The sequence below is a fragment of the Macrococcus carouselicus genome (genome assembly GCF_004359515.1).
GTDB classification, from domain to species: Bacteria; Bacillota; Bacilli; order Staphylococcales; family Staphylococcaceae; genus Macrococcus; species Macrococcus carouselicus.
Genome location: NZ_SCWD01000006.1, coordinates 1 through 11,999, shown reverse-complemented (window position 1 = coordinate 11,999; position 11,999 = coordinate 1). Strand labels below are relative to the sequence as shown.

Below are 11,999 nucleotides of genomic sequence, written 5' to 3'. Positions count from 1 at the left end.
AAAAATAACGAGGTAATATGATGAAGTTTAAATACGTACAAAATAAAAAAGGTCTTTATAGAAAAATCTTTAAATTTGGCACCGTTAGTTACTCTCATAGAGAAGAAGATATGCTAATCAACAATTTACTTAGATATGCTTTTAAAATTGACAAAGATATTAACTATATAGATATAGGAGCTGGTGAACCAGTACTCTATAGTAATACCTACTATTTTTACAAAATGGGACATAGTGGAATTTGTGTTGATCCTCGCAAAAATGTAAAAAAAGCTTTTATCAAGAAAAGACCTCGAGATACATTTTTATCCTTGGCAATAGGTGAAGATACAAAAACAGAAAAGTTTCATGAATTCGATTTAGGTTTGATAAGTACAACAAATATCAATGATAAGGAAATATATGAAGAAAAAGGGTACAGTATTAAACAAACGTACGATGTGCAAGTCGTTAATATAAATAGTATACTCTCTAAGTATTTTAGAACAAAAGACATACATTTGATGGATATAGATATTGAAGGAAATGAATTTAAAGTACTAAAAACTATAGATTTTGAGAAATATAAACCTTTTATAATATGCATAGAAGTTGTTAATCCTAAAAATGGTCAGCATAGAGATGATACCAAAAATATAGTTGATTATCTAAATGATAACGGATATAAGTTTTTTGCTGATACAATATCTAATTTAATTTTTATACGTAAAGATAAACTTAAAAATAATTATTATGGAGAGTGAAGAAAATGTTTGTTATCGGAATTCCCAGTTACAATGAATCCAAAAACATTAAAGCTCTAGTTGAGAAAATAGATACTTATTCCTCAAATTTAGGAGAAAAAATTATTATAGTGAACTCTGACAATAATAGTCCCGATGGTACTTCTAAAGTATTCAAAAACACACCGACTGTACATAAAAAAATCTCAATAATTACTAAAGAAATAGGAAAAGGATATAATATTAGAGCTATATTTGAAGAAGTCGTTAAGATTAAAGGATGTTTAGGTTGTATCTTAATAGATGGCGATATCACTTCACTAGATGAAGAGTGGCTAAAGAAAAACTTCACCGCTTTAAAAGATGGGGCAGACTATGTGATTCCAAACTATAAACGAAGTTTTCAAGAAGGTAATACTACCAACCATTTTATTTTCCCTCTAATACAGTATCAAATTCCTAACTGTCCAATGCAATTGATAGCTGGGGACTTTGCTTTATCGAAAAAATATGTACAGTATCTCATTAATGAAATTGTGTGGCATAAATATGCGTATACTTATGGTGTCGATATTTTCCTCTCATTACATGCCTTATATGGAGATTTCAATGTCACAGAGATAGAGTTAGATAGAAAAGTACATAACCCTAGCTTTCATAAAATAGAAAAAATGTTTTACGAAGTTGCCAGCAGCTACTATGAAACTAAAAAGATTCTTACCCATTTACCTAAATCTAAAGTTATTAAATCAAATAAAGATTATTCTCTGATTGATCCAATTTATAAAATAGATATAAATATTATAAAAAATCAGAAAAATAATGCTATAAATATGTTAAATACATCCTTATATAACGATGATTACATTATGTCAGATAAAGAGTGGTCAAAAATATTATTTGATAATGAAAATATTAAAGGTCAAAGTAGTTCACAACTTGCAAAAAATATACTTCCTTTCTTCTTACTTAGAGTTACAAGCTATCTACAATCTTGTACTAATAAATCAGTTGCTCTAAAATCTATTTTTAATGTTTCACATGAATTAAGAAATATGTATAGATGAGGTTTATATATGATAATAAATATATTAAAAAATAATGCTTTACTATTTCCTGAAAAAATCGCATTAGAAGATAATAATCAGAGCTACACGTATAGAGAAGTTGATACTATAACTAATTACCTTGCAAATAAAATAAACCAAAGTATAGGTAAAAATAAACGTATCCTATTAAGATTAACTCATTCTCCTGACATCATTTTAGCGGTACTATCAATTATCAAATCAAATAATACATTTGTACCATTACCTCTTGATATAGATAGTGAAAAATTTGAACATATTTTTGTAAGCACAAAAGCCGACTTACTTATAACCAATATAGATTTAGACTTTCAACAGCCTCGTGAAGTCAAAATTATGGATATTAGAAACTCAATTAATAAGAGAAATCTAGAATTTCACAATAACTACGAGTACTCTGAAGAAAATGAGATATATATAATGCATACTTCTGGTAGTACAGGAAAACCAAAAGGAGTAATAATAAATCAAAAAAATCTGAATTATATTCTGAATAACATTCAAATTATTAGTCCGGTAAATTACTTATCTACTTACTTATTTTCTACTCCATACACATTTGATGTATCTATTACAGAAATTCTTGGATGGATACAAGGAGGAGGAAAAGTGTATACTATGCCTCTTAAAAGTATTGAAAACTATAGGTTATTTACCAATAAAGTAAAAAAGTATAATATAACACATTTTGCTACATCTCCTTCAAATTTTTCTACTCTTATTAGAATACTAAAAAAATCTGAATTCTATTTATTGGATCAATTGAAGTATGTATTAATTTGTGGTGAAAAATTCACCAAGAATATACATGATTTTTATATATCAAATAATTTTAATTTTACATTGATAAATGTATATGGTCCAACAGAAACAACTGTTTATGCATCATATTATATATTACCTCGTCACCAAATAAACGATATACCTATAGGTATTCCAATTCTAGATACTACCTTCAAGATTTTTAATGATGATAAAAAAGAGTGTAACGAAGGTCTATTACATATTTCAGGTAAGGGAGTATCTAATGGTTATATTCAGGAAGAAATGAATGGAAATTTTATACAAATAAACAATGAAATGTATTATAACACTGGAGATATAGTTAAAAGAAATGAACATCTCTATTATTTTAAAGGCAGAACTGATAGTCAAGTAAAAATTAATGGTGTCCGTGTAGAATTAGGTGAAATAGAATCAAATATTGAAAAATTTAAAGGTGTAGATAAATGTGTAGTAATTAAAAATTATAGGAAATTATATGCTTTTATTTTGAGTGATATAAATTTGGATGGTTTAAAGAAAAAAATTGAACAACTATACCCTAGTTTTTTAGTTCCCCACCATTTTGTAGTTATTAATCAATTCCCTATAACTTCTAATGGTAAAATTGACAAGAAAAAACTTATAAAGAAATACATACAATCAGACCCGATTAACGAATCTGATAATATGGATATTGAATATTTAGATTTATTAAAAGAGATTTCTAGAATCTTAGATATTCCAATTTATGACCTTCATTCAAATAATAATATTCTTGATTTAGGGTTAGACTCTCTAAATATTGTTCAACTGATACTAACCTTAGAAAATTACTTTGATATAAAATTAGAATACAGTGACATTTACTCTTCAGAAAATCTTAATTTATTAATAAAGAATTGTTTAATAAAAAAGGAAAATGATTTTATAATAGTCGATAAAAATCTTAATGATATTCAAAAAAATAAAATTTATAAAAAGTTAAATGATTATTTATTTCAAGATTTTTCACCCGTACATTCTTTCCCAGTCATACACACACAACGTTTGCAGTTTTACAATAAGTTTAGAAGCGCCGCAATTGTGAAATACAAATTTGATAAAATTGATAACGCTTTAAAAGTTCTAAACAAATTATTTTTGAAGCATCAAATACTAAACTCTAGAATCACGAGTACAGATGGATATTTAGCTTTTGAAATCAAAAAAAATATATCCTCTGTTATTACTATAGATGATTTTAATAACTCGACAGCAGTAATTAGTCACATAGAGAACATCGCTCCTGAAATTCTAGAGACATCTAGAAAACATAATGGTTTATTATCTATACCTATAATAATAACTAATGGTTCAGAAACATATCTTTTATTAATATTAGATCATGCAATAGCTGATAAATCTGTAGAAAAGATATTAATGGAGGAGATATCATTTATTATTCAAGGTAAAGAAGTCCCCTATTCAATATCATACGAGCAATATTGCAACTATGTATTTAAATTTAACAAAAATAAATATCTAAAAAAGAATACCATTCATAATAATTTAATATCTTTCAATCATGATATCAGAAATTTTAATATAAAATTAATTCCTCAGAAAAAAACGATAACAGCTATACCAGATCCGAAACTATTAAAATCCATTGATTATATATTATTTGTTTCGTATCACATTTGCAAAGAAATTCATAGAATTTCAAATATAAATAAAATAATAGTAGCTGTTCTTTATGATGGAAGACCCCTTAAAGATATGAGATATACTGTTGGATCTTGTGCTAGTTCAAAATATTTATTGTTTGATAAGGAAAATTCATATAAAGATTTTTATGAAAAAAATATTGATGTCTTCCACAGCACAAACTATATAGATGTTTTTTATCGTCCTGGTTTTTTATTTAATAAAAATTATCCTATTTTTACCGAAAAAGAGGTTTTTTACAAAGAAAAACTATCAGATATTTCAAAGATTTCATTTAATTTTTTAGGTGAGTTTGATGATTTAACAAAAAAAGAATATCTAAATAATATAAAAGATACATTTTTAGAATTACAAAATACAAGCAAAAAAATATATATCAATTCATTTATTAATAATGGATATATCCATATAATTTCAACTCATGAAATATTTTAATAATATAAAGAAGGGTTTTAATGAAAATTTCTATTTTTGGACTGGGTTACGTAGGCTTAGCTAACTTAATTACACTTAGTAATAATAATAATATCATTGGCTACGATGTAGATAACTATAAAATTGATATGTTAAAAAACAACGTCTTACCCATTGATGACGGAATAGGATTTAATTATAATAATTTTAAATCTAATAATGTAGCCTTTAAGTTGATAAAATCTAACTTAGCTGATTTATCGAATCCAGATATTATTATCATCTCTGCCCCAACAGACTATATTGAGAAAGAAAATAAATTTGATACTTCTATTATTGAAAGTATTATAGAACAAAACATTTTTCAAAATAAACATACTATCTTTGTTATTAAATCCACAATCAATATCGGACTTACAGATGAATTAAATAAAAAATATAACACTAATCGTATCATTTTTTCTCCTGAATTTTTAAGGGAAGGAAATGCCATATATGACAGTATTCACCCTAGTAGAATAATTATCGGAGGAGATAGTCTTATTTCAAAAAAAATTGCAGATTTATATCTAGAAGCTACCGTATCCTCGGATGTTTCTTGTTTAATCACTACCTCTAAAGAGGCTGAATCTATAAAATTATTCTCCAACACCTATCTAGCTATGAGAGTTGCTTTTTTTAATGAAATAGATAGTTTCTGTATAGAAAATAAAGTTTCTGCAAAAAATATCATAAGTGGTGTGTGTTTAGACCCTAGAATAGGTAATCATTATAATAATCCATCATTTGGATATGGAGGTTATTGCTTACCGAAAGATACTAAACAAACAACTATTCACTTGAATGAAGTGCACAGTGCTTTAATCAGTTCTATTAATCAATCTAATCAAGAACGTAAAAAATTTATCGTTGAAAATTTAATGAAATTAAATCCAAAGGTTATTGGAATTTATCGTTTAACCATGAAAAAAGATTCATCAAATTTTCGTGAATCTGCTATATGGGATATAATCAAATATCTAAAGTCTAATAAAGTTAATATATTAATATACGAACCTTTATTAACTAACTTTAATTCTTCTGATGTAGAGTTATGCAAAGATCTCGATGAACTCTTTGAAAAAAGTGACTTTGTATTATCTAATAGATACGATAAAAATTTAGAAAAGTTTAAAAATAAAATTTTTACAAGAGACGTATTCTATAGAGACTAAAAAAACTAAGGTTTGGGGTAAAGTTCATCTATCATGGCAGGGGAACTTAATACTAACCTTAGTTTGTTTTTTAGAATTTTTTTATGAGTAACAAAAAAATTCTAATACGGAAAATACCTTTTTATATTATTTATATGCACAGTTATTTCTTCTTCAAGAGGTACAGTAAGAACCATCACAGCCGCAGAATCTACACTGTGCTTCATCTCTTTTATATCATCTCCATTTTTTACATATAGAGAATATTCTGATATAAAAGGCAGATTTATAGTTTCTTTATCAGGAAATCCATTAACCTCACCGATAACTTTAGGTATTAGAATAGAACAGACTTTACTTTTCTGCTCTACTACTTTGTCTTGAGTAATTCTTCGCTCAAATAAACTATCTAAATACATATCGTATACATTAACTTTAAACGCATTATTTAATAAATCAGGTATTCTAGCTCCACCAAATCTGCTAGCAACTTCACATATCATTATTCTATCATCTATTGTATGAAAAACTTCTGTATGCATAGCGTAACTTGAATTCTCATTTTCCAATTTATCTATCAAAGATTTTTGAATTTCAATAAGTCTTTTAGAAAATGTACTATCTATATTGAGTTGATTTACTACATGCCATTTCTTGGTATTTGTCATCATCAAAGGATCAATATTATATTTGTGAGCTGCATTTATAACAGAAACTCCATTTATAACTAAAGAATCAATTGAATACATTGCTTTAAAGTCAACATACTTTTCAAGCATATAATTATCTAGATTAATTTTGCAAACAATATTTTCTAAATCCGTTTCAGCATCTATTATAAATATACCTTTAGAAGCCACCCCATACAAAGGTTTTAAAACCGATTTTCCATTTTTTTTAATAAAAAATAAAATCTTTTCCCTAGTTAAATTACCTTCAAAATTTGAAACAATAAATTTCTTTTCTATCAATTTTTTCTTCATCACATATTTATTTCTAAATACTTCAGCATTATTAATTTTTTGACCTTCTATATTTAATAAAGATCTTATATAGGCAGCAATAATAACATCTTTCTCTCCAAATGAGATCACTCTCTTAACCTTATTCTTCTGATGATAGAAGATTGCTCTAGAAACTATAGACTCTTGGTTAAATTCATTAACACAGTCACAGTTTAATCCTTTATAACTTAACTCATTTTTTTTTGAGGTTATTAAAACATATTCTTTAATCCCATTATTTAAAATATACTCTTTTAACTTTGTATATATATTTGGATATGTGGTGATAATCAATATCATTTTTTACCTCCATATTTTTTGTTTTTCTATATATTTCAACAGAATAAAATATTTATCATTTAGATCCTTTTTATTCTCAGATTTTATTATTGACTGTGCATAATAATCAAAATAATTTTGGGGTGTAGTATAATCCTTATTAATTTTACCGGTAAATTCAAAGTGTACACACCAACTAAACGTCGGATTTTTAATAGGTTTGGATAAAACACCTTTCTTATTTAAATAATTGGTCTTTAAGTAATATTGAGAGTTATTATTTAATATATTAGATGTTATATTTCTACCTAGGTTTAGTTCGATATATTCTTTTTCCATATTCACACCATAAGCAATTTCAATCATCTTTATTATATTACCACCTCCTGCTCTACAAGCAATCTCACAAAATAATATCTCTTCCTTTACAAAAAAAACTTCTAAATGAAATATTGATTGCTCATCAAAATTTAAAATATTAGTTATTCTATCTGTGTATTCTGATAATAATAGAAACATCGGATCACTATTTGGAAGTAACATAGAATTTAACCCAAGTCCATTTGTATATTCTAGTGGTTGTGTAATATATTTTGTCACCGATTTAAAAATAACTTCTCCATTATCTATTATTCCATCAATATGAAACATATCTCCGTCAATATATTCCTCTATTAAACAAGGAAGAGAAACTTCTTCTTTAATTTCATTGTACTCTTCAAATGACGATATTTTTTTAACTCCTATTGAAGACAAACCATCTATTGGCTTCAATATTAGTGGATAATCCTTATTTCTAATAAAAGACTCTAGATCCTCAAAAGTATTTATCATTTTATATTTTGGAGTTTTAAATCCACATGATTCTATTTTTATTTTCATTAAATTTTTATTTCTAAATATTTTTGCCTCTTCTATTTTTAATCCTTTGATATTTAATACACTTCTCAAATTTGCAGCTCTTTCAATATCTCTTTCATCAAAAACAAATATTCTATCTATCTTTGAGTTGCTATTTAATAGTATTATATCTTTGTCCAATTCATCATCAAATTTATCATAACTCTTTACATTATTAAAAATTTCAAAGGTTAATTCATGTTTTTTAAGACAAAAAATGTAAAAATTTATTTCGGACAGATTTACGTGTGGGAGAGGTGTTCTGTCATACTTATCTCTCATAATAAAAACTATGTTCATTAGCTCTTACCTCCTATGGGTGAACTTTACTTTTTTTTAGTATAATATATATTATATGTAATAGGAGGGAATAATGAAAATTAATGAAATTAACTTATTATCTGCTAAGATAACATCCGTTATTGGAAGTACTATATTCAATACTATTATTAGTTTATATATTTTATCTGTTTATGGGAGCAACAGTATATTAGGTCTAACCCTTAGTATTGGTGGCATGGCAAGTGTAGTTTCTAGCCTAGTAGGAGGTTACTTTAGTGAAGGCAAGGAGAAAACTGAATCGTTAAAAATTGTAGATTTATTTTCTATGAGTTGTTGTATATTGATGATTCCACTAGTTAAATATGAAAACATTTGGTTTATTTTATCATTAATTATATTACTAAATATTAACAACTCCTTTAGTTCTCCAATATTTAAATCTCTTATTCCTGAAATATCTACTAAAGATAGATTGGTGACATTTAACACCAGCCTTTCTTCAATTAACGAGTTCAATAAAGTACTTACACCTATATTATCTACATATTTGTATTCTAATGAATTAATTGATATTACTTCTGTTTTACTAATAAATGCCCTAAGTTATCTTTGTTCATTTATATTTATAAATAACATTAAAACTAAAAAAACTAATTTTAAAAGAAAAAACTCATTCTTTAAAAGCTACAAAGAGAATATTAAATACATACAAAGAGATAAATTACTTTCTTATCTCTTATATACAGGTTTTTTTTCTAACTTTTTTTTAACAGGTTTTAACCTAATACTACCTATATATTCTAAGGAAGTGATTGAAGATACATCTATGTATGGATTATTTTTATCTTTTGAATCACTTGGATTACTACTAGGAGTTCTATCATCAAACTTTATAAAATTAGATGAGCAGTTAGTATCTGAAAGATTTATGATATTTGTCTCAGGTATTTTCCTATTGCTGCCTGCCTTTTTGTATTCAAGTCTCTCAATGTTGATTTGTTGTTTTATATTAAACTTTTCTTTAGGGAGATATAATATTGCATTCCAAAATTACATTCAATTGAATGTCGAACAAAAATACTTAGGACAAGTATTTGCAATTATTTTTACAATATCTTCTATGGCTACACCGTTGGGTTTTCTTATTTTTGGAATTATAGCTGAATATACAATAACTAAGGTTTTTTATATCATTTCCTTTGGTCTTATCTCTATAAATGCTATATGGATTATTTTAATATTAAAAAAAAATAAATATTAAGGAGACTAATTATGAAGAATATTTTAATTATAGATGGATTCCCACCTCCTCACAAATGGTTAAGAAATAGTAATCATCATGTAACATGGCTCTCTTATCCAGAAGAAATTAGACCTTATGAATACCACAGAATTATAACTATAGACTCTATACTAGAAAACAATATAGAAATTATAAATGTGCTCCATACACAAAACCCTTTTGATTATATCTATTGTTTCCGTGAAAGAAGTATGGAGTTAACTTATCGATTATCTGAACACTTAAAAGTGCCCTCTAATAGTAACCATAATATTTCTAAAATTAATAACAAATATGAAATGAGAGTTTTTCAAGAAAATAATAGTTTTAAATATGCTATTATTAACAATTATGAGGATTTAAAAAAAGGAATAATAAAAACTAAATATCCTGCAATATTAAAACCAATAGATGGATTTGCAAGTCAAAATGTTTATAAAATCAATAATGAAAGTGAACTGCAAAATAATTGGATAAACTTTTCTAAAGATAATAAAATAGGAATTCTAGAAGAATTTATTTTCGGTAAAGAATATAGTATTGAAGTTATTTCGATAAATAATATACATAAAATAATTGGAATTACAAAAAAATATAAAAATCAGAATTTTGTTGAGATAGGACATTCTTTTCCTAAAGTATTCCCTAATCTTTTAGAAGAGAAAATTAAAAGTTTTATTGTTTCTTTATTAGATAAACTTAACGTTAATGATGGTATTAGTCACACAGAGATTATAATAACCGAACAACAAAATATACAGCTAATTGAGACTCATCTAAGGCCTCCGGGTGACTGCATACCTATTTTAATAAAAGAAGCCTTAAATTTTGATATCTTTGATTATTTCTTAACTAATACATTAATTCATAACACACACACCGATATAAATATTGAACCTAAAAATATACATTCCGCTATTTGGTTTAAAACCAGTGATGTTCAAGGAAAAGTTATTTCAATTATTAATCAAAATGATGATAATAATATGAATTTTATAGAATTTTACAAATTTAAAAATGTAAATGATTTTATCACCCCCACTTCAAGCTCTTTAGATAGATTATGCTATGTAATTTCAAAAGGTCCAACTTCTAAACAAGCAATAGATTCATGTAAAGATTATTTAGACAAAGTATTTTATATTCTGCAAACTAAAGACAATAAAATTGTAGTTGTCTAATTAGATTTTACATTACTATTTTAAAGAATTACTAAAAATTATCGAAAGAGGAGCAAATACTATGAAAATAGATATATTTGGATCTTGTATTTCTAGAGATTCATTCAATTTCAAAAACTCATCATATTCATTAGGACATTACTTTGCTAGATCATCAATGGTAAGTGCCGTTTCCCCTCCTCTAAATATTGAATTTAATGATATTAAACTAGACTCAAAATTTAATAAAAATATGGTTTACAATGACCTCACAAAAACTCATCAAAAATATTTAAAAAGACCTAAAAATAATATTTTATTGATTGATATTTTTGAAGAGAGACTGCGAATCGCACAACATTCAGATACTTTATTTACATTTTCTAGAGAATTTCAAAACTCCAAAATTGATATTGGATATAGTCTTTTAAATCATGAGGATAAGTTATTATTACTAAAGAATAGGATACAAGAGATTGTCTCATTATTTTCTAAATATGAATTAGTAATTTTAAATAAAGTTAAGCCTACATTATTCTACTATGATAATAACTCTAATAAGTTGTTACATCAAAATCTAAATGACAATGCAAAATTTCTACTAAAAAACTCAGATTTAATATTTGACTTACTTGAATCTAATATACAAAATTTATTAACAATAGAATTAAACGGATTTTTCGGAACATCTGATCACAGGTGGGGACTATCTCCGTTCCATTACGAAGATGATTTTTACATAAAACTAAACGACGGTATTAAATATGTAATAGAAACTAAAAAAAATTTTTATTTTGACAAATTATAAATTAAAATTTTAAAGAACTTCAAGATTTTATCTTAGAAATGTTAAAGTATATATTCATCATTACCAATAGTATCTTATTGTTATTTATTAATAGTGTTTATTGCTGTTTTAATATTTGTTAAAAACAAGTAAATTAATCAGGTAAAATCATATAATTTACCTATACTGATAAATGAGAGCTAGAAGATTCTAGCTCTCATTTTTAATATTGTTGTCCATTTTCTTTAAATAGCGATAAATAGTTGTTCTAGAAACATTATTTTCTGTACACTCTTTATTTTCATAAGATTAAGTGAGAAGACAGGTCTCTAATATCAGGATGGCGAGTCAGGAGAAGCTGAGGATGAGGGAGGAACGGAAGCGTCAGGAGCGGATGAAGAAGCGGATAGAGGAGG

Annotated in this window: 9 protein-coding genes; 7 read left to right on the top strand and 2 right to left on the bottom strand. The window is 25.9% G+C overall.

Translation table 11 applies throughout. The features are described 5' to 3' along the window. Positions 1–20 precede the first annotated feature (20 nt). Genes ERX40_RS09915 through ERX40_RS09900 form a run of 4 tightly spaced genes read left to right on the top strand, consistent with a single transcriptional unit; the run spans position 21 to position 5,910 of the window. Positions 21–743, top strand: a complete 723-nt coding sequence (locus tag ERX40_RS09915) for an FkbM family methyltransferase (protein WP_165980741.1) — start codon at positions 21–23, stop codon at positions 741–743. A gap of 5 nt (positions 744–748) precedes the next feature. Beyond that, on the top strand, positions 749–1,789 hold the full coding sequence (locus tag ERX40_RS09910; RefSeq protein WP_133418345.1) for a glycosyltransferase: 1,041 nt from the start codon (positions 749–751) through the stop codon (positions 1,787–1,789). Positions 1,790–1,798: 9 nt separating this feature from the next. Further along, positions 1,799–4,717: a non-ribosomal peptide synthetase gene (locus ERX40_RS09905; protein ID WP_133418344.1), complete on the top strand. Its 2,919-nt coding sequence runs from the start codon at positions 1,799–1,801 to the stop codon at positions 4,715–4,717. A gap of 20 nt (positions 4,718–4,737) precedes the next feature. After that, a complete protein-coding gene (locus ERX40_RS09900) occupies positions 4,738–5,910 on the top strand; it encodes a nucleotide sugar dehydrogenase (RefSeq protein WP_133418343.1) in 1,173 nt (390 codons plus the stop codon). A gap of 101 nt (positions 5,911–6,011) precedes the next feature. On the opposite strand, the gene ERX40_RS09895 is transcribed toward ERX40_RS09900, so the two are convergent. Together ERX40_RS09895 and ERX40_RS09890 are read right to left on the bottom strand one after the other, a co-directional pair. Next, entirely contained in the window at positions 6,012–7,193 is a 1,182-nt protein-coding gene (locus ERX40_RS09895; protein ID WP_133418342.1) for an ATP-grasp domain-containing protein, read from the bottom strand. 3 nt (positions 7,194–7,196) lie between these two features. Continuing rightward, positions 7,197–8,372: an ATP-grasp domain-containing protein gene (locus tag ERX40_RS09890; protein WP_133418341.1), complete on the bottom strand. Its 1,176-nt coding sequence runs from the start codon at positions 8,370–8,372 to the stop codon at positions 7,197–7,199. A 73-nt stretch (positions 8,373–8,445) separates the two neighbouring features. On the opposite strand from ERX40_RS09890, the gene ERX40_RS09885 reads away from it, so the two are divergent. The 3 genes from ERX40_RS09885 to ERX40_RS09875 all read left to right on the top strand — a co-directional run bounded on the left by ERX40_RS09885 (position 8,446) and on the right by ERX40_RS09875 (position 11,604). Beyond that, positions 8,446–9,615 (top strand): MFS transporter, encoded by a 1,170-nt coding sequence (locus ERX40_RS09885; RefSeq protein WP_133418340.1) that lies wholly within the window; start codon positions 8,446–8,448, stop codon positions 9,613–9,615. 11 nt (positions 9,616–9,626) lie between these two features. Further along, a complete protein-coding gene (locus tag ERX40_RS09880) occupies positions 9,627–10,817 on the top strand; it encodes an ATP-grasp domain-containing protein (RefSeq protein WP_133418339.1) in 1,191 nt (396 codons plus the stop codon). 61 nt (positions 10,818–10,878) lie between these two features. After that, the gene (locus ERX40_RS09875) at positions 10,879–11,604 is read left to right on the top strand and encodes a DUF6270 domain-containing protein (protein ID WP_133418338.1); all 726 of its coding nucleotides are present in this window, start codon (positions 10,879–10,881) and stop codon (positions 11,602–11,604) included. Positions 11,605–11,999: the final 395 nt, after the last annotated feature.

Coding starts and splice junctions, on each gene's coding strand:
- ERX40_RS09915 (WP_165980741.1), top strand. CDS start 21: ATGAAGTTTAAATACGTACAAAATAAAAAAGGTCTTTATAGAAAAATC.
- ERX40_RS09910 (WP_133418345.1), top strand. CDS start 749: ATGTTTGTTATCGGAATTCCCAGTTACAATGAATCCAAAAACATTAAA.
- ERX40_RS09905 (WP_133418344.1), top strand. CDS start 1,799: ATGATAATAAATATATTAAAAAATAATGCTTTACTATTTCCTGAAAAA.
- ERX40_RS09900 (WP_133418343.1), top strand. CDS start 4,738: ATGAAAATTTCTATTTTTGGACTGGGTTACGTAGGCTTAGCTAACTTA.
- ERX40_RS09895 (WP_133418342.1), bottom strand. CDS start 7,193: ATGATATTGATTATCACCACATATCCAAATATATATACAAAGTTAAAA.
- ERX40_RS09890 (WP_133418341.1), bottom strand. CDS start 8,372: ATGAACATAGTTTTTATTATGAGAGATAAGTATGACAGAACACCTCTC.
- ERX40_RS09885 (WP_133418340.1), top strand. CDS start 8,446: ATGAAAATTAATGAAATTAACTTATTATCTGCTAAGATAACATCCGTT.
- ERX40_RS09880 (WP_133418339.1), top strand. CDS start 9,627: ATGAAGAATATTTTAATTATAGATGGATTCCCACCTCCTCACAAATGG.
- ERX40_RS09875 (WP_133418338.1), top strand. CDS start 10,879: ATGAAAATAGATATATTTGGATCTTGTATTTCTAGAGATTCATTCAAT.